This window comes from Actinokineospora iranica (assembly GCF_900101685.1).
Lineage (GTDB): Bacteria > Actinomycetota > Actinomycetes > Mycobacteriales > Pseudonocardiaceae > Actinokineospora > Actinokineospora iranica.
Window position 1 is genome coordinate 93,229 of sequence record NZ_FMZZ01000015.1, and the last position, 18,159, is coordinate 111,387.

An 18,159-nucleotide genomic window follows, 5' to 3' on the forward strand; every position below is an offset into this window, starting at 1 on the left:
ACCCTAAGCAGTAGTCCGAATACGATCAATCACAGCCGAAGTGGAATGATCAGCGAGGTAGTCCAGAATACGAACCTCCCCACCGACCTCCCGCACAACCTCACTCTCAGCCAACATGTCCGGCGAGTAATCCCCACCCTTCACATAGAGATCAGGCCGAACAGCCCGAATAAGATCCACCGCAGTATCCTCGTCAAACACAACCAAATAGTCCACACAGGACAACCCACCGAGCACCGCCACCCGATCAGCCACCGGGTTCACCGGCCGCCCCGGCCCCTTGAGCCGAGCCACCCCTCGATCCGAGTTGACCGCCACAATCAGCACATCCCCCAACCGCTTAGCCTGGTCGAGATACGCGACATGCCCCCGGTGCAGAACGTCGAAGCACCCATTGGTGAATACGATCCGACGACCGGCGGCGCGGTGCTCAGCCACCAGCCGCACCAACTCGTCCACGCTCACCGCTGCGGACGGCCCGCCGTCCAGCCGTTCCACCAGTTCGGCCCGCGAGCAGACAGCGGTCCCCGGGCGGTGGACCACAATGTCAGCGGCGGCCTGTGCCATCTCCACGGCGGCGGCGAGCGGCGCCCCCTGGGCGGCCGCGACCGTCAACGCGGCCACGAACGTGTCTCCCGCGCCCGCGGTGAAGTTGTCCGGAGCCGGGTGGGCGTGCGTGCGGTGCATCGGCGCGTCACCATCGAAGAGGACAGCGCCGTCCCGATCGAGGGTGACCACCACCGCCGCCGCCCCGGAAGCGCCCCGCAGCGCGGCCCGGTGGCCGTCCAGGTCGCCCCGGTCCAGCGCGGGCACGTCGATCAACCGGGCGGCCTCGGCGGCGTTCGGCGTCACCACGTCGGGCCGCAGCTCCCGCCAGCGCCCCGCCTCATGCGCGTCCACGACCACCAGCGGGACGCGGTCACGCAGCCGGACAAGCTCACGGCGCACCGGTTCCGCCAGAACACCTGTGCCGTAGTCGCACACCACAACGGCATCGCACTCGCGGATGGCGAACGCCGCCAGATCAGACAACCGCGCCGCGTCGTCATCAGGCAGGGGACGGCTCTCACCATCGTCGAAGCGGAGCATCACCTGGTCACCGGCCACGATGCGCCGCTTCGTGGTGGTCTTCCGCCCGGGAACGCGCAGCACGTGCCGAACGTCGACCCCCGCCGCGCGCAGGGTGTCGAGAAGCCGCTCACCAGCGTCGTCGTCCCCGACAGCGGTCACCAGGGACGTGCGCGCGCCCAACGCGGCCAGGTTCACCGCTGTGTTACCCGCCCCACCGGGCACAAACGTCTCAGCCACCACATCCACCACCGGCGCGGGCGCCTCCCGGCACAACCGGTCGCACCGACCGGTCATCCACCCGTCGAGCAACGCGTCCCCGACGACAACCACCCGCGGCCCGTCCTGCCCACCCGAGATCCAGTGCTCCATAGCCGCCGGATACCCGTCCTCCGACCGGGAAACCACCCGCGCCCGATGTGTGTGCGCGCGCACGACGGGGTGGCCCGCGCGCCAACGCTCTCAGTACTCCTGGTTGCCGCTGCCCGTGCTGCCGGAGCCGCCGCTGTCGGAGCCAAGTGAGTCGGCGTTGGGGCGCTCCGACGGTTCGTCGTCGGCGCGCCCAACCTGCCCGCGCGGAACCGCGTCGCTGTGCTGGAGGTCGCCGCCGCGATCGATCACCACCGCGTCGCCTCGGTCGATCGCCTGTTTCACCAGGGCCTTCAGTTGGTCTTCGCCCGCGTCCGGGTGTTGCGCGGCGATCCGCCGTCCCAGTTCGTTGTTGTAGAGGTCCATCGCCTCTTGGTCCGGTCGGTTGCCGGGCAACCTCTCATGCGCGGTGGTGAAGCGTTCCGCCCAGTCATCGCCGAACCTCCGGGCCAGCAACGCGTTGGCGTAGGTGTGCCGGAAGGCATCCAGGTGGTTGTCTTGTTGTTCCTTGTCGGGGAACTGTTCGTTGGCCGCGTCGATCGCCTTCTGCCGAATCTCCTGAACGTCGCGCTGTCCACGGAATCCGATGTCGTCGAGCAGGTCCCGCTCAGTCTTGGTTATCTCCTTGCCGTACTTGGGAACCGGGAATTTGACGGTGCCGTCCGGGTCCGGTTCCACCTGGTACTTCTGGAGAATCTCCCACGTCGACGGCTTGCGCAGCTGTCCTGGTAGCGCCATTGGCTCGGTCAGCGCGGTCATGGTGGTGGCGTGCGCGTCCTGCGCCCGGGTGAGCACCGAACCCGCCTGGGACAGCAACGGCCCAGCCAGGTGGGCCTGGTGAACGAGTCGCACTTCGTCGTCACCCGCCGCCTCCGCGGTGTTCAGGATCTCGGTCAGCGACTGGCGAATCTCTCCGTGCTCCTTCCGCAACTGGCGCAGTCTGCCTGCCAGAACGCCTACTGCCTCCGCGACGACATCGAACACCTGCTTGCCGAGTTCGAGTTCCGAGCCGTACCAGTTGATGCTCCGCGCAGCGGCATTCCCTGCCCGCCCGGACCACACCGCGGGAATCCGGGTGCCGCCGACGGTCTTGGCCTGAGCACCGACCTCCTGCACACCGGCGCCCGCGTTCCGGTATGCCGCGGCCAGATCGTCCAGGCTGTCCGGGTTGCCGGGAACCTCGTCGAACAGTCTGATCGCCGAACGCAGCGTGGCCACCACAGTGGCCGCGCTGACCGCTTTCGCCATCGAAGTCAGCTCACCCGCCTTACGGACCAGTTCGCTCGCGGGCACAGCCATTAGTCGCCACCTCCGAAGGAACGCTCGCCCGCGCCGTCCGTGCCGGTGTAGGCCAGCGCGGAATCCGAGACCGAGTCGGCGAGGGAAGTCAGGTGGTCGACGTGCTTGCCGAGGCTGGTGAAAGTCGCGTCCTGTAACGCCTCGTGAGCCTTGCCGCACTCGACGGTGCCGAAGGCCGCGGCGCCGTCGCCCGTCTTCTCGTCCCAACTCTTGCGCACTGACCGGAGGTCCGCGGCCGTGCCGCGGACCAGGTTGGTGATCGTCTTCAGATCTTGCGGAGTTACCTGGAATCCATTTCCCATCGCCGTTCCCTCACCTGTCCACGCCGAACCCATGTGCTTTCGAGCGTGCCAGAACCACCGCACAGAATCCGCACATGAACGCCAGGAGGCGGGCGACGGACCCGTCGTATGGGGCTGGAGGAGGATTTGTCGGCGCCGCACTCATCGTCGGGTCAGCGAGCGCACGAAGACGCTGGACCTGTGCGGCCGAGGACGAGCCACAGGGCGGCCATGGCCGCGCCGATTCCGGCCCCGAGCAGGGAAACCCGCACGCCGAGCGCGTCGCCCGCCAGGCCACCGGCGAGAGCGCCCAGCGGGGCCAGCCCCCACACCGTCGTCCGAATGGTCGCGTTCACCCGGCCGTGCAGGTGATCCGGGGTGAGCGCGTAGCGGACCGGGACCTGCAGCACGTTGTAGACCTGCATGGCGAACCACATCAGCGCCTGCGACCCGGCGACCACCGCGACCGAGGCCGCCACCGCCCCGCCCGCCGCCACGACCAGGCAGGACGCCGCTCCCGCGACCACGATGGCCGCCGCCATCGTCGGGCCGGAGCCGAACCGCGCGCCGAGACGGGCGGCGACCGCCGACCCCGCCAGCCCCCCGACCGCCCCGGCGGACAACGTGGCCCCGAGGACAGACGGTGACAAAGCCAAGTCACGCACCAGGTACAGCACGAGGACCGCGGTGAACGCGTTGTAGAAGAAGATGTGCGTCGCCGTGCACAGGGTCACGTGGCGCAGAACCCGCTTGCCGAACACCGCCCGCGCGCCCGCCGCGATCTGCCGTGCCATCGAGTCCCGCTCCACCGCCCGACCCGCGCTCTCCGGCACCCGGATGCCCCCGGCGGTCACGGCCGACACCAGGAAACTGAGCGCGTCGGCCACAATCGCCACCGGCGCCGACAGCGCCTGCACGAGCCAACCCGCCACCGCGGGCCCGGAAACCTGCGAGACCGACTGGCCGACCTCCAACGCCCCCTGCCCTGCGGTGAGCTGGGCGCGGGGAACCACCAACGGCACCAGCGCGAGCGCCGCGATATCAGCGAACACCGCGAACACGCCCGCCACGAACGCCACCCCCGCCAACAACCCGAGCGACAGCACCCCGCCGACCGCGGCGGCGGGCACCACCCCGAGGGCGACCGCCTGCCCCACCCCGCACACCACCAGCACCCGCTTGCGCGGCAACCGGTCCACCCACACCCCGGCGGGCAACCCGAACAGGAGATAAGGCACCCGCCCACAAGCGGCGAGAACCCCCATCTCCCACGCGCCCGCCCCCAGCGTCACCACCGCGACCAACGGCAACGCGACCACAGTCACCTGCGACCCAACCAGCGACACGCTTTGCCCCGCCCAGAGCAACACAAAAGACCTGTTGCGGCGCAACGGCACCGAGTCAGCAGACGGCGCGACGCCGCTCGACACCTTCACCCGCCCCACTCAGGCGTCATTTCACTCAAACACCGATTCAAACGGCGCCGCTTCCTGCCATCGCGCACACGTGGGGCGGCCCCGCGCAAGAACTCGTCGAGCGCAGCGTAGGCAATCTCCACAGCCACTTCAGCGTACGGTGGCACGGCTGTCTCATGCGAACCAGCCAGGAAATAGCTCAACCATTCACGATTGACCCCATCCGCAGGAACGTAGTCAGCATCCTGGGTCGTCCAAATCAACACGCCGACTTCGTCGTGAACGCCGACAGTAATCGATTCTTCATCGCGAGAAAACGGGTCGACGTCACCAGCGGAGGCGATCACCCGTGGCGGCATGTGGGCGGCGTTCGGATACGCCTCTTCCGGGTAGTGATCGCCATGTCGATTTGCCACTCCGTCACGGGGCGACAACGTGCTCATTCCGCCAGAACTCAGGTGGGCGAGTCTGGCCAGCACCGCGCCGAGTCGGGCGGCCGACCGGTCGATCGACACCAGCGCATCTTAGGTGGGGACTCGTGGCCCGCTACCGGAGAAGAGCGAACACCCACCGGACGGCCTCGGTCAGCGTCGTGGCGACGACGGGGGCTGCCGCGACCTCGGCGGGGCGGGTGACCGGGGTCGGGACCAGGACCGGGTGGGCGCCCGCGGCCTGGGCGGCGGCGACGTCGGCGCCGATGTCGCCGATCAGGACCGTGTCCTGTGGGGGGACGCCGAGGTCGGCGCAGGCTTGGCGGACCAGGCCCGGTTCGGGTTTGCGGCAGCGGCAGCCGTCGGCTGGGCCGTGGGGGCAGAAGCGCCAGGTGTCGAGGCCGCCCAGGAGGGTGTCGGTCCGGGTGTTCACCGCGCGCACCTGGTCGACGGTGAGCAGGCCGCGGGCGATGCCGGACTGGTTGGAGACCACGCCGGTCGCCAGGCCCGCGGCGCGGACGGCGTCGACGGCGGCGCGGGCGTCCGGGACGAGGCGGACCAGGGCTGGGTCGCCGTTGTAGGGGACGTCGTGCACCAGGGTCCCGTCTCGGTCGAACAGGACGGCGCGGGGAGGCATGGGGTGCGCTTACCCGGGTGGCGGCGCGGCAAACCCCGGTTTGTCCGGCCCGCGCCAGGGTATGCCGGGGCCGTGCAGACCATCGGCCCGTTGGGCGACCCGTTTCCGAATGTCGCGCGCATCGCCGTCCTGCGTGGCGGTGGGCTGGGCGACCTGCTCATGGCCCTGCCCGCCATCGAGGCGCTGGACCACGCCTATCCCGACGCCGAGATCGTGCTGCTCGGCGCGCCCGCGCACGCCGCGCTGCTGCGGGACCGGCCGGGGCCGGTGGACTCGGTGGCGCCGCTGCCCCGGGCCGAGGGCGTGCACGGCTTGGGCGGGACCGACGATGCGGCCGTCGCCCGGTTCTTCGCCGAACTGGGGCCGGTGGACCTCGGGGTCCAGGTGCACGGCGGCGGCCGGTGGTCCAACCCGTTCCTGCTGCGGGCCGCGCCGACCTGGACGGTCGGGTCGCGCACCGACGACGCGGCGGCGCTGACCCGGTGGCTGCCGTTCCGGTACTTCCAGCACGAGACCATGCGCGCGCTGGAGGTCGCCGGGCTGGCCGGGGCCGCGCCGACCATGGTGCAGGCGAGCCTGTCGGTCACCGAGCGCGACCTCGACGCGGCGGCCGCGGCGCTGGGGCCCAGGGAGCGGCCGCTCGTGGCCATCCACCCGGGCGCGACCGACCCTCGGCGGCGGTGGCCCGCGCGGCGGTTCGGGGAGGTCGCGGCGACCGCGGCCAAAACCGCAGACGTCGTGGTGGTCGGCGCGGCGGACGACGCGGCGCTCGGCGCGGAGATCGTGAACGCCGTGCCCGCCGCTCCGCGCGGGCGGGTGGTGTCGGTGGCGGGCGAGTTGAGCCTGCCCGCGCTGGTGGGTGTGCTCGCCTCGGCGAGCGTCATGGTGGCCAACGACAGCGGGCCCCGGCACATCGCGCAGGCGGTCGGCACGCCCACTGTCTCGGTCTACTGGATGGGCAACGTGATCAACGCGGGGCCGCCCGGCCGCCACGACCACCGGGTCCACATCTCCTGGACGGCGCACTGCCCGGTCTGCCAGGTGTCGTGCACGCGGCAGGACATTCCGCGCTGCCCGCACGATGTGTCCTTTGTGGATGAGGTGACCGTGGACGAGATCGCGGACGACGTGCTGGACCTGCTCGACCGCGCCGAAGAGCTGGAGTGCGCGTGATCCTGGTGCTGCGCGCGCTGAAGCTGGGCGACCTGCTCGTGGCCGTGCCCGCGCTGCGCGCCATCCGCGCGCACTGGCCGGACCAGGACATCGTGCTGGCGACCAGCGGCTGGCTCGCCCCGCTGGTGGAGCTGATCGGGGCCGTCGACCGCGTGCTGCCGGTCAAGGGCTTGGAACCGCTGGATGTCGAACGCCCTGACGTCACCGTCAACCTGCACGGCGCGGGGCCGGAAAGCGACGAGATCCTGGACGCGCTGGGCGCACCGAGGCGCGTCGGCTACGGGCGGTCCGGGCCGCACTGGGAGGACGGCTTCCACGAGCGGGTCCGGATGTGCCGGTTGCTGATCGCGCACGGCATCCCCGCCGACCCCGACGACCTGCGGCTGGCGCGGCCCGCGATCCCCTCGCCCGCCCCGGGCGCGGTGCTGGTGCACCCCGGGGCGGCCTACGGCAGCAAGATCTGGCCCGCCGAGCGGTTCGCCGCCGTCATCGCCGAGCTGAGCGGGCCGGTCGTGGTGACCGGGTCGGCCATCGAGCGCGGCCTGGCCGAGCGGGTGGTCGCGCTGGCGGGGCTGGCGCCGGAGGCCGTGCTCGCCGGGCGGACCTCGCTGCTGGAACTGGCCGCTCTGGTCGCGCACGCCGCGCTGGTCGTCTGCGGGGACACCGGGACCGCGCACCTCGCCTACGCCTTCGGCACGCCGTCGGTGGTGCTGTTCGGCCCGGTCGGGCCGGAGATCTGGGGGCCGCCGCCCGGCCCGCACATTTCCCTGTCCGCGGAGGGGTTGCGGCGCGGCGACCCGTTCGCCGACGACCCCGACCCCGCGTTGCTCGGGGTCGGGGTCGGGGACGTGCTCACGGCCGCACGGACGCTGCGGCCGGAGCGGGTGACAGGTGGACCACCTTCGTCGCGGTCAGCTCGTCCAGCAGCTCCGGCCCGTAGCCGAACCCGTGCCCGCTGAGCCCGCGCGGCTGCGCCGCCCCGCCCGGGGCCCCGCCGAACACCGCGTTGACCTTGACCGTGCCGACCGGAAGCTCGCGCCACGCCCGCTGCGCGTGCTCCATCGACGCGGAGAGCACCGACGCCGCCAAGCCGTAGCCGCCTGAGCACGCCAGCGCCAGGGCATGGTCGAAGTCGGAGACCACCACGACCGGCGCGACCGGGCCGAACGTCTCCTCGGTGACGACCCGCAGGTCCGGCCCGCAGTCGGTCAGGACCGTCGCCGGGTAGCGGCTGCCCTCCCCGTCCGGAATCCGGCCGCCCGCGAGCAGCCGCGCGCCGCTGGCCACGGCCTCGGCGACGTGGGCGTGCACGGCGTCGCGGTGCGCGCGGTCGACCAGCGGGCACATGCGCTTGTCCCACTCGCCTGCCTGCCGCACGAGGGCAGCCAGGAACGGCTCGGCGACCGCCCGGTGCGCGTAGATCCGCTCCACGCTGGTGCAGACCTGGCCCGCGTTGGCGAACGCGCCGAGCGCGGCCTGCTCGGCGGCCCACTCCGGGTCGACGTCGGCGTCCACGATCAGCGGGTCGTTGCCGCCGTTCTCCAGCAGCGTGCGGGCCCCGGTCCTTGCGGCGGCCTCGGCGATCGCGCGACCGGTCCTGGTCGACCCGACGTGGGCGACCACGTCGACGCCCGGGTCGGCCACCAGGTTCGCGCCCACCGAGGCGTCGCCGGTGACCGTGGTGAGCACGTCGGGCGGCAGGTGGGCGGAAAGGATGGACCCGAGCAGGTCGCCGGTCTTCGGCGCGCGCTCGCTGGGCTTGTGGATGACGGTGTTCCCGGTGACCAGCGCGGCCCCGATCAGTCCACACGCGACAGCAACCGGGTCGTTCCACGGGGTGAGCGCCACGACGACCCCGCGCGGCTGCGGGACCATCAGGTCGGTGGCGTCCCAGCCGCCTTGCAGCGCGCGGCCCCGGTGCAACGGGCCGAGTTCGGCGTACTGCTCCAATGTGGACACACCAGCGAGGACGGAACCGGTCGCGCCCTCGCGGTCCCGGTTGGTCTCGGCGTGCGCGTCGACCACCTCGTCGACCCGGGCGCGCAGTTCGGCCGCGGCCTCGCGGACCGCGGCGGCGCGTTCGGCGGGGGCGGTGCGCGACCAGGACCCGAACGCCGCCCGGGCGGCTTGGACGACCTGCTCGACCATCACGTTGCTCCGTTCGTGTAGGGGACAAGAGTCACGCCACCACCCGCAGGTCGGCGACGAAATCGGCGTAGGCCTGGTCCCGGTCGGGGGCGCGCAGCACCGCCGAGGGGTGCACGGTGGCGACCACGCGTAGGCCCTCGAACACGCCCTCCGGCGGGCTGATCACCGAGCCCCGGTTCTCGGTGAGTCGGAAACCGGTTCCCAGCACGGCTTTCGCCGCTGTGGCGCCCAGGCACACGACCGTGTCCGGGCGCACCCGGGACAGCTCGGCCAGCAGCCACGGCAGGCACGCCACGACCTCGGTGCGGCCCGGTGTCTTGTGGATGCGGCGTTTTCCGCGCTGGTCGAACCGGAAGTGCTTGACCGCGTTGGTGACGTAGACGCTGTCGCGGTCGATGCCGACCTCATCGAGAGCGCGGTCGAGCAGTTTGCCCGCCGGGCCGGTGAACGGCTCACCGGTGATGTCCTCGCGGTCGCCGGGCTGCTCACCGATCAGCATCACCGACGCCGAGGGCGATCCCGCGCCGAACACCGCCTGCGTGGCGTGCCGGTAGAGGTCGCAGCCGTGACAGGACTGCGCAGCGGCGCGCAGGTCGTCCAGGCCGCCCGCCGCTGGCACGTACGGCTCGGCGGTGGTCACGGCCACGACGGCTCCAACTCGTGGCACACCACCATTTCCCGCACCTCGCAGCCCTCGGGGGCGGTGAGCGCGTGCAAGATCGACGCGGCCACGTTGTCCGGGCTGTTGAGCGCGGCGTCGCTGGGCGGGCGGTACTGCTCGGTGCGGTCGTCGAAGAAGCGCGTCTTCATTCCGCCGGGGACCAGCAGGGTCACGCCGATCTTCCCGGCGGTCTCCATGGCCAGCGCCCGGGTGAACCCGACGACGCCGAACTTCGAGGCGCAGTAGGCGGTCGCGTCGCCCGCCACCCGCACGCCCAGCGTCGAGGCGACGGTGACCACGCGGCCGTGCGTGCGCTCCAGGTGCGGCAGCGCCGCGCGGACCACGGCCGCGGTGCCGAACAGGTTGACCCGCACGACCCGCTCCCAGTCCGCTGTGGACACTTCGCCGAGCGGGCCGCAGCAGTCGGTGCCCGCCGCGGTGACCACCGCGTCGAGCCCGCCGACGCGCTCGGCGACGGTGTTCACCGCCTCGGCGACCGCGGCGCTGTCGGAGACGTCGACGGTCGCGAAGTCGGCGGCGTCCGGGCCGGGCGCCTGCTTGTCCAGCACCAGCGGGGTTCCGCCAGCGGCGCGCACCGCGGTGACGACGGCCGCGCCCAAGCCGGACGCGCCGCCGGTCACCAGGACACGGCCGGGATTGCGATCAGACTCCACAGTGGACTCCCTCAGGTTCAGCCCGCTGCCGCGAGCGCGGTTGCCAGCCGGGTCGTGGACCGGCCGTCGTGATAGGGGGTGATGACGACGCGCCCGCCCCAGCCGCGCACGAGCGCGGTCTCGGGCAGGTCGTCTTCGGCGTAGTCGCCGCCTTTGACCCACACGTCCGGGCGCAGCTCGGACAGGATTCGCTGCGGCCCGTCCTCGTCGAAGATCGCCACCGCGTCCACGCAGTCCAGCGCGCGCAGCATCTCCGCGCGGTCGGACTGGTCGACGATCGGCCGGTCGGGTCCCTTGAGCCTGCGCACCGACGCGTCGGAGTTCAGGCACACGATGAGGCAGTCGCCAAGCTGCCTGGCCGCGGCCAGCGTGCGGGCGTGACCGGCGTGCATCAGGTCGAAGCAACCGCCGGTGGCCACCACCGTGCCCCCCGCGGCGCGCACCCGCTCGGTCAAGTCCAGCGCGTCGGTCGAGCGGACCGGCACCCGGTCGTCGGCGATGAACCTGGACGCCTCCTCGACGCCCCGGGCTACCGCGCGCGCGGTCGGGTCGCCCGCCATCAGCCGGACCGTGACGGCGGCGGCGAACCGGTCGCCCGCGCCGCAGGTGTCGACCGTGCGGACCCTGGGCGCGGGCAGCTCCATCGACCTGGACCCGTTGTGCAGCAACGCTCCCTGAGATCCGAGCGTTACCGCGATGGTCTCGGCCGCCCAGCGGGAGCGCAGTTCGCCCGCCGCGGCGGCCGGATCGGCGTGGCCGGTGAGACCCCGTGCCTCGGCCAGATTCGGCGTGGCGATCCGGATGCCGAGCACCGGCTCCGGGCCGCGCGGGTGCGGGTCCCAGACGACCGGGACGCGGCGGCGCGCGAGCGCGGTCAACTCGGCGCGCAGCCGGTCGTCGGCGGCGAGGCCACGCCCGTAGTCGGCGACCAGGACCGCCTCCGCCGACCGCACCGCGTCGAGCATGTCATCGGTCGCGCGCGGCGGCGGGCCGTCGCCGCCGCGGTCCATGCGCACCAGCGACTGGCCCGCGCTGCGCAGCCGGGTCTTCACCGGGGTGCTCCTGATCGGCGCGCTCAGCACAGAAAGGTGCCGCAGATCCGCCCGGAGGAGTTCGCCGTCCGCGTCGTCGGCCAGCGCGGTGACCAGCACGACCGGCGCGCCGTCGGCGGCGGCGAAGGTGGCCGCCAGACCGGCGCCGCCCGCCCGGCTCACCTCGCGCTCGATGTCGACCACCGGGACCGGGGCGTCCGGGCACAGCCGGTCGCTGGCGCCGATCAGGTCCACATCCCGCAGGCAATCGCCCACCACCACGAGAGTCATGACGCCCGCACCACCCGGACGTCCGGTGTGGACAGCGCGGCCTCGAACGCGCCGCACAGCAGGTGCACCAGGACCAAATGGGCCTCCTGCACGGTGGCCGTGGCGCCGGAGACGCAGACCGCCTCGTCGACCCGCTCGGCCAGCGGGTTGGGCCCGGGGCCGGTCATCGCCCACACCGACGCGCCGACCGCGATGCCCGCGTCGGCCGCGCGCAGCACGTTCTCGCTGCGGCCGCTGGTGGACAGCAGCACCAGCACGTCGCCCGGCCGCCCGTGCGCGTGGACCTGGCGGGCGAACACGTCGTCGTAGCCGTAGTCGTTGCCGATCGCGGTCAGGCTGGAGGTGTCGGCGTGCAGCGCGATCGCGGAGAACGGTTTGCGGTCGCCGTCGAAGCGCCCCACCAGTTCCGCGGTGAGGTGCTGCGCCTCGGCCGCTGAGCCGCCGTTGCCCGCGGCGAGCAGCCGCCCGCCCGCCTGCAGCCGGGCGGCCAGCACCCGGCCCCAGCGGTCGAGCCGCGCGGCTTGGCCGCGCAGGTCTCCCAGGGCGCGGATCAGGTCGTCCACGTGGTTCCAGCTCATCGGGCTCATCGTTCCCCCACCGCCTGCGGCGTGCTGTCCACAGTGGACAGGCACCGTTCGTACACGCGCATCGTGTCCTGGGCCACGCGGTCCCAGCCGTAGCGGGCGCGGGCGCGGTCGCGGCCCGCGACCCCGAGCAGTTCCCTGCGCACCGGGTCGCCGAGCAGGCCGCGCAGCGCCGAGACCAGCGCGGCGGGCTTGCGCGGCGGCACGTGCAAACCGGTCACGCCGTCGACCACCGTGTCGGTCAGGCCGCCCACGGCCGAGGCCACCACCGGCACACCGCAGGCCATCGCCTCCAGCGGCACGATGCCGAACGGCTCGTACCACGGCACGCAGGCCACCACGTCCGCCGAGCGCAGCAGCGCGGGCATGTCCGCGCGCCTGAACTGTCCACCCAGGACGACCCGGTGGGCCACCCCGAGCCGCTCGGCCTCGGCACGCAGCCGGGCCGCCTCCGGATCGCGGTCCAGCGCCGCGGGCTCGGGCCCGCCCGCGATCACCAACTCGGTGTCGGGCAGCGCGGGCAGCGCGTTGATCAGACCCGCGAAACCCTTGCGCGGCACCAGCCTGCCCACGGTGACCACCCGGTGCGGCAGCGCGCGGGGCAGCCGGGGGCCGTTGGGGGTGAACAGGTCGAGGTCGACCCCGCAGGGCACAACGGAGATGCGCTCGCGCGGCACGCCCATCCTGACCAGCTCGAAGACCTCGTCGGAACAGGTGGCCACCACCCGGTCGACCTGGTTGCCGATCATCCGCTCGGTGACCACCCGGCCCGGCGGGCTGGTGTCGGCCGCGCCCTGGTGCCGACGCTTGACCACGCCGAGGGCGTGGAAGGTCAGCACGCTCGTCACGCCGGTCGCGCGCGCCGCCGTCGCGGTCGCCAGGCCGGACATCCAGAAGTGCGCGTGCGCCACCCTCGGCGGGCGCTCCCGCCACTCCTCCACCAGGAAGCGGGCGAACTCGCCCATGTAGGGCAGCAGGTCGTCCTTGGGGATCGGGCCGGGTGGCCCGGCTGGCACATGGACCACTTCGTACCCGCCGGGAGCGCGCACCCGCTCCGGCGCGCGCGGGTCGTCCCGTCGCGTGTAGACGGTCACCTCGTGCCTGCCCCGGGCGAGAGCGGCCGACAACTCGGCCACGTGCAGATTCTGGCCACCGGCGTCCACTCCGCCGAGCACCGCCAATGGATTGGCGTGCTCGGAGACCATCGCGATCCTCATGCTGAGACTCCATTTCCGCTTCTGGCGAGAGCATTCCCGCTGGTGACAGCGGCATCTCCGCTTGCGACAACGGCAAGGACGTCGTCCCACCGCCGCAGGAACCGACGCAGCCCGAACCGGGCCAGCGCGAACTCGCGTGCCCGCGCGCCCATCTCCGCCGCGCGGGCGGGATCGGCGGCCACCGCACGCAGGGCGTCGACCAGGTCGTCCACCCGGGTGGACAGCACGCCCGCCTCGGGTGGCACGGCACGCGCGGCCTCGGTCACGCCCAGCGCGACCACCGGTATGCCCAGGTGCATGGCCTCCAGCAGGGACAGGCCCAGCGAGGTCCAGCGCACGGTGTGCAGGTAGACCCGCCTGCGCGCCATCTCCGCGTGCAGGCGGTCGGTGGGCAGGTCGCCGACCACGCGCAGCCGGTCGGGACCGAGCCCCACCGCGTCGCCGAGGCTGTCGCAGCCCATGCCGAACACGTCGAGCGGGACGGCATCGGCGAAGCGCGGGAACAGGTCGGTGCCGGTGACCCGCCAGCGGCGCACCGGCTCGTTGACCGAGACCGCCGCGCGCGCCAGCTCTCCGGTGTAGCGGTGGCCGGGGTCGACGATCCCGTGCTCCACCACCGTCGTCGGGGTCGTGCCGGTGTCCCACATCAGCTCGTTGAAGTGGGTCACGTGCGCGATCAGCAGGTCGGGCCGGTCGGCGAACGGGTGGCGGGTGCGCGGCACGTCGCCTTTGGGGGTGTTGTGCTCCACGAAGACCGCGGCGACGTCCTCGCCCGGGGTCTTGCCCAGCCAGCGGCGCACCAGCTCGGGTTCCTCGGTGCGCTGCAGGACCACGACGTCGACGTGCTCGTCGGCGAGCCGGTCGACGGGCACCTCGCGCGCCGCGGCGGGCCAGTCGCGGCCCATCCGCCCGCCGCCCCACGGGCCGCCCTCGGGCAGCAGGGGCAGCAGGTACTCGTGCTCGCCCTGGACGAACGAGGTCGTCCAGCCGCCGTGCACGTGCCAGAGCAGGATCTTCACGCCGCCACCCCCGCGAGTTCGCCGACAGCGGCCACCACGGCCGCCGGAGTCACCGAGTCCAGGCACGGATGCCCGGGGACCGGGCACGTCCGAGCCCGGGTGTCGCGGCACGCCGCGCTCTGGTCGCCGAGCAGCACGCTCGGCACGGCGTAGGGCGCCCACCGCGACGCGGGCACGACCGGGGAGAACAGCGACACCACCGGCGTGCCGACCGCCGCGGCCAGGTGCGCGGGCCCGGTGTTGCCCACGACCACCGCGTCCGCGCCCGCCAGGACGCCCGCGAGTTCGGGAAACGTCGTGCGGCCGCCGAGGTCGAGCCCGGACCGCCCGGCGACCAGGGCGGTGAGCGCGCGCTCGTTCGGCGACCCGGTGACCACCACCCGATGCCCCGCCGCGCTCAGCGCTTCCACCGCGCCCGCGCAGCGCCCCGGCGACCAGGCCCGCGCCGGGGCGGTGGCGCCGGGGTGGACCACGACGTACGGCGGCTCGACCAGGTGGCTCACCGCGGGCGGCGGGGTAACGCGCAGCGCCCCGTCATCGTCAGGGGGCAGCGTGAACCCCGCGGCCCTGGCCAGCGCCAGGGCGCGCTCCGGCTCGGGCGCGTCGTCGTCGAAGTCGACGCCCGGCCGCAGCCGCACGTCCAGCAGTGACCCTGGGTAGTCGGCGGAGATCGCCGCGATGAACCGCACGCCCACCAGCCGCAGCAGCAGCGCCAGCGGCAGCGCGGACTGGTGGAACGAGGTGGGCAGCAGCGCCGCGTCGAACCGGCGGCGGGCCAGCCGCAGCGCCAGCGCGGCCAGGTCGGCGCGGCGGACCGGCGGCGGCTGCGCGGCGATCCACGGGCTCGACCAGGTGAGCACGTGGTCGACGCCGGGCAGCAGCCGCGCGGCCTGGGCCCCCGCCGGACTCGCCAGCAGGGTCACCTCGGTGGGCCTGCCCCGCAGGCCCACCGCGGCGGCGCGAACCGCGGGCCCGGTGAGCAGGACGTCGCCGTCGCTGTCCAAACGGGCCACGAGAACGCGGACGGGGCTCGACTTCGTCATGCAGCGGTGGTTGCCGAGAAGCACCGCCATAAACGCGATCGCGAAAACTACTACTCTGCGTAATCGTCACACTGTCGGGTCAACGGTGGCGAAGCAGCACCCCGATTCCACCGGACAGCGGGACCTCGTGCCGCACCGCGACAAGCTCTGCTCCCACGGCCACCGCGGCCGCCGGAACGACCTCGTCCGCGGGCAGCCGGGTGAAGTCGGCGAGGCCGAGGCCGCGCAACGCGTCGTCGTCAATCGCTACCTGGTCGGGTGAACTTGGCGACACCCACGCGCTACCGCTCAACTCGGGTCCGACGAGGACCACGCGGGCGTTCGCCTCCCGCAGCGCGGCCGTGGCGGCGGCCATGCCGTCGACCGCGGTCGCGCCCCGCTCGGCCCGGTACGCCTCGACCACGTCGAGGTGCTCGGCCGCCTCGAACTCCGCGACGGCCCGCTCCACCTCGACCCGCAGCCGGTCCTCGTCCGCGCCCGCGCCGCGGCTGCCCGCGTCGACCTCCACGGCGATCCGCGCGACCCCCTTGGGCAGCGCGGAAAGCAGGTCCGCCCGAGACTGGACCTCGCCGCCGACGACCACCAGCCACACGCCGCCGCGCTGCGCGAGGCGCGCGGTCTCGGCCGCCACCCGGGCGATGTTCTGCGCCACCGTCTCCTCGACCCGGTGCTGCATCGACAGATGCGCCCAGCCGCCGCCGCGGACCTTGTGGATGGGGTGGTCGACCCCCTCCACCGAGCCTGGCTCGGCGACTGTGCCGTCCGGCTCGAACAGCCGGAAGTCCGCGCCCACCTTGTCGACCACGACCACCAGGTACGGCCGGTCCTTCGGCGCGGCGGCCACCAGCGGCAGCAGGTACGGCAGCGCCGAGAACCGGGTCTCCGGCAGCGGCGGCGGCACCGGCATCAGATGGTCGAGCAGGACTTCCCCCGCCGCGGCGATGAGCGCGAGCCCCACCTGGCCGGGAGCGGTTTCCCTGGCGTCGTAAGCCTGTTCGATGGCTTCGACGGTCCCCTGGTCCGCCCCCTGCTCCTCCAGGCTCGCGCGCGCCGCCCGCCAGCGCAGCCGCCGCTGGTCGAGGGCGTCCTCGGTGTCGTGGGAGAAGTCCAGGTACACCGAGGCGAACGGGCCGGGGTGGCGGATCAGGTCACGCAACGCGGTCGTCTGCACGCGGTCCTCCTTAGTCGTCAAGCCCTGTCGAATCCCTGTCGAATGAATCGGATACCCGCGCCCCGGGGGCGGTACGCGCGACGTTTAGGGCGCGGGAGAAGGGGAACGCGACCACCGTGACCACGACACCGGCACCACTGCCAGAAGACCGACGGGGAGCGCCGCTGCGCGCCGTCGTGACCGGGGCGGACTCCGGCATCGGCCGGGCCGTCGCGGTCGCGCTGGCGGGCGGCGGGGCCGACGTCGGCATCACCTGGCACCGCGACCGCGACGGAATCGAGCAGACGGCGAAGGAAGTCGAGGGCCACGGCGTCCGCGCCCCCATCGCCCAGCTGGACCTCACCGACCTGCCCACCGCCACCAGCGCGATCGACGTGCTCGCCGACGACCTCGGCGGCCTCGACGTCCTGGTGAACTGCGCGGGCACCGGCAGCAAGACCCGTCTGATGGACCTCGACTACGACCAGTGGCGAAAGGTCCTCGACGTCGACCTCGACGGCGCCTTCCTCTGCGCCCAGCGCGCCGCCCGCCACATGATCCAGGGCGGGAATGGCGGCCGGATCATCTCGATCACCAGTGTGCACGAGCACGCGCCCCGTGTCGGCGCTGGCCCCTACTGCGTCGCGAAAGCCGGGCTCGGGATGCTCACCAAGGTCCTCGCGCTGGAACTGGCCGAGCACGGCATCACGGTCAACTCGGTCGCGCCAGGCGAGATCAGCACCCCGATGACCGGCCAGGAGGACGTCGACCCCCGCACAGAGCCCCGGCCCGGCTACCCGCTCGGCAGGCCCGGGCACGCCCGCGAAGTGGCCGCCGTGGTGGCGTTCCTGGCCACCCCAGCGGCGGGTTACGTGACCGGGGCGTCCTATGTGGTCGACGGCGGGATGCTGCTGATGGGCCCGCAAGCGAGCGAACGCCTTCCCGACGGCGCGTGGCGCGTCCCCTGAGCCACGGCGCCCGCCGCGCCGACCGGCCCGGCGGGCGCCGTCACCAAGCCGGGTCGCCGGGGTGTGGCCGGGCGCGTCCGGGGTAATCCGGGTCCACCGAAGAGACGAGGAGGCGTTGTGCCCGAGGACGTTATCGCGCTGCTGAGCCGCCAGCACGAGGAAATCCGCGGCTTGTTCGCCAAGGTGGAGCAGACCGACGGCGACGAACGCCGGGACGCCTTCCACAAGCTGGTGAGGCTGCTGGCCGTCCACGAGACGGCGGAAGAGGAAGTCGTGCACCCGGAGGTCCGCAGGCTCACCGAGGGCAAGACCGTGGTCGAGGCCAGACTCGGCGAGGAGCACCGGGCCAAGGAGCTGCTGTCCACCCTGACCGAGCTGGGCCCGGACGCGGAGGGCTTCGACACCCTGTTCCGGGAGTTCCGCGAAGACGTCCTCGCGCACGCCGACCACGAGGAAAGCGAGGAGTTCCCGCTGCTGCGCGCCGCCCACGACGAGCGCAGGCTGCAGGCGATGGCGGTGACCGCCCGCGCCGCCGAGGCCGTCGCCCCGACCCGCCCCCACCCGGGCGTGGAGAGCGCGAAGGCGAACCTGCTGCTCGGCCTGCCGATGGCCGTCCTCGACCGCGGCCGCGACCTCATCGGCGGCCTCATCCGCAAGGTCGGCGGCAAGTAGGCGCTCGGGGGGCGGGCGGCGACCGCGT

Annotated in this window: 19 protein-coding genes; 4 read left to right on the top strand and 15 right to left on the bottom strand. The window is 73.0% G+C overall.

Annotated features, from left to right (window positions below; translation table 11 throughout):
• Positions 1-3: 3 nt before the first annotated feature.
• The 6 genes from rfaE2 (BLS56_RS25055) to BLS56_RS25075 all read right to left on the bottom strand — a co-directional run bounded on the left by rfaE2 (BLS56_RS25055) (position 4) and on the right by BLS56_RS25075 (position 5,500).
• Positions 4-1,440 (bottom strand): D-glycero-beta-D-manno-heptose 1-phosphate adenylyltransferase, encoded by a 1,437-nt coding sequence (gene rfaE2, locus BLS56_RS25055; RefSeq protein ID WP_091455600.1) that lies wholly within the window; start codon positions 1,438-1,440, stop codon positions 4-6.
• Positions 1,441-1,530: 90 nt separating this feature from the next.
• The gene (locus BLS56_RS25060) at positions 1,531-2,736 is read right to left on the bottom strand and encodes a DUF6973 domain-containing protein (RefSeq protein WP_091455604.1); all 1,206 of its coding nucleotides are present in this window, start codon (positions 2,734-2,736) and stop codon (positions 1,531-1,533) included.
• Positions 2,736-3,038, bottom strand: a complete 303-nt coding sequence (locus tag BLS56_RS25065; protein ID WP_091455605.1) for a type VII secretion target — start codon at positions 3,036-3,038, stop codon at positions 2,736-2,738. The genes BLS56_RS25060 and BLS56_RS25065 overlap by 1 nt, the downstream gene beginning before the upstream one ends.
• 152 nt (positions 3,039-3,190) lie before the next feature.
• Complete coding sequence (locus BLS56_RS25070) at positions 3,191-4,462, bottom strand: MFS transporter (protein WP_091455608.1); 1,272 nt, start codon at positions 4,460-4,462, stop codon at positions 3,191-3,193.
• The gene (locus BLS56_RS30920) at positions 4,450-4,947 is read right to left on the bottom strand and encodes a hypothetical protein (RefSeq protein ID WP_139190984.1); all 498 of its coding nucleotides are present in this window, start codon (positions 4,945-4,947) and stop codon (positions 4,450-4,452) included. Before BLS56_RS30920 ends, BLS56_RS25070 begins: the two co-directional genes overlap by 13 nt.
• A 31-nt stretch (positions 4,948-4,978) precedes the next feature.
• Entirely contained in the window at positions 4,979-5,500 is a 522-nt protein-coding gene (locus BLS56_RS25075; RefSeq protein WP_091455611.1) for an HAD-IIIA family hydrolase, read from the bottom strand.
• A 72-nt stretch (positions 5,501-5,572) separates the two neighbouring features.
• Between BLS56_RS25075 and BLS56_RS25080 the strand changes: the two genes are divergently transcribed.
• Together BLS56_RS25080 and BLS56_RS25085 are read left to right on the top strand one after the other, a co-directional pair.
• Complete coding sequence (locus tag BLS56_RS25080; RefSeq protein WP_228771910.1) at positions 5,573-6,673, top strand: glycosyltransferase family 9 protein; 1,101 nt, start codon at positions 5,573-5,575, stop codon at positions 6,671-6,673.
• Positions 6,664-7,632 (top strand): glycosyltransferase family 9 protein, encoded by a 969-nt coding sequence (locus BLS56_RS25085; protein WP_091455614.1) that lies wholly within the window; start codon positions 6,664-6,666, stop codon positions 7,630-7,632. The genes BLS56_RS25080 and BLS56_RS25085 overlap by 10 nt, the downstream gene beginning before the upstream one ends.
• On the opposite strand, the gene BLS56_RS25090 is transcribed toward BLS56_RS25085, so the two are convergent.
• The 9 genes from BLS56_RS25090 to BLS56_RS25130 are packed head-to-tail and all read right to left on the bottom strand — an operon-like array spanning position 7,526 to position 16,512.
• Complete coding sequence (locus BLS56_RS25090; protein WP_091455617.1) at positions 7,526-8,821, bottom strand: aldehyde dehydrogenase family protein; 1,296 nt, start codon at positions 8,819-8,821, stop codon at positions 7,526-7,528. The genes BLS56_RS25085 and BLS56_RS25090 overlap by 107 nt on opposite strands.
• A gap of 31 nt (positions 8,822-8,852) precedes the next feature.
• Entirely contained in the window at positions 8,853-9,467 is a 615-nt protein-coding gene (locus tag BLS56_RS25095; protein WP_228771911.1) for a UdgX family uracil-DNA binding protein, read from the bottom strand.
• Complete coding sequence (locus BLS56_RS25100) at positions 9,458-10,156, bottom strand: SDR family oxidoreductase (protein WP_091455620.1); 699 nt, start codon at positions 10,154-10,156, stop codon at positions 9,458-9,460. Before BLS56_RS25100 ends, BLS56_RS25095 begins: the two co-directional genes overlap by 10 nt.
• Positions 10,157-10,173: 17 nt before the next feature.
• Complete coding sequence (rfaE2, locus tag BLS56_RS25105; protein WP_091455622.1) at positions 10,174-11,478, bottom strand: D-glycero-beta-D-manno-heptose 1-phosphate adenylyltransferase; 1,305 nt, start codon at positions 11,476-11,478, stop codon at positions 10,174-10,176.
• Positions 11,475-12,056, bottom strand: coding sequence for a D-sedoheptulose-7-phosphate isomerase (locus BLS56_RS25110; protein ID WP_091455625.1), 582 nt, complete (start codon positions 12,054-12,056; stop codon positions 11,475-11,477). The genes rfaE2 (BLS56_RS25105) and BLS56_RS25110 overlap by 4 nt, the downstream gene beginning before the upstream one ends.
• A 5-nt stretch (positions 12,057-12,061) precedes the next feature.
• Entirely contained in the window at positions 12,062-13,279 is a 1,218-nt protein-coding gene (locus tag BLS56_RS25115) for a glycosyltransferase (RefSeq protein ID WP_091455628.1), read from the bottom strand.
• Positions 13,276-14,298 (bottom strand): glycosyltransferase, encoded by a 1,023-nt coding sequence (locus BLS56_RS25120; protein ID WP_091455630.1) that lies wholly within the window; start codon positions 14,296-14,298, stop codon positions 13,276-13,278. The genes BLS56_RS25115 and BLS56_RS25120 overlap by 4 nt, the downstream gene beginning before the upstream one ends.
• Positions 14,295-15,371, bottom strand: a complete 1,077-nt coding sequence (locus tag BLS56_RS25125) for a glycosyltransferase family 9 protein (protein WP_228771912.1) — start codon at positions 15,369-15,371, stop codon at positions 14,295-14,297. Before BLS56_RS25125 ends, BLS56_RS25120 begins: the two co-directional genes overlap by 4 nt.
• A gap of 49 nt (positions 15,372-15,420) precedes the next feature.
• A complete protein-coding gene (locus tag BLS56_RS25130; protein WP_091455633.1) occupies positions 15,421-16,512 on the bottom strand; it encodes an Rv2629 family ribosome hibernation factor in 1,092 nt (363 codons plus the stop codon).
• A gap of 116 nt (positions 16,513-16,628) precedes the next feature.
• Here BLS56_RS25130 and BLS56_RS25135 point away from each other — a divergent pair, with 116 nt between their 5' ends.
• Both BLS56_RS25135 and BLS56_RS25140 read left to right on the top strand, forming a co-directional pair.
• A complete protein-coding gene (locus BLS56_RS25135; RefSeq protein ID WP_228771913.1) occupies positions 16,629-17,459 on the top strand; it encodes an SDR family oxidoreductase in 831 nt (276 codons plus the stop codon).
• 117 nt (positions 17,460-17,576) lie between these two features.
• Complete coding sequence (locus BLS56_RS25140) at positions 17,577-18,131, top strand: hemerythrin domain-containing protein (RefSeq protein WP_091455638.1); 555 nt, start codon at positions 17,577-17,579, stop codon at positions 18,129-18,131.
• Positions 18,132-18,159 lie beyond the last annotated feature (28 nt).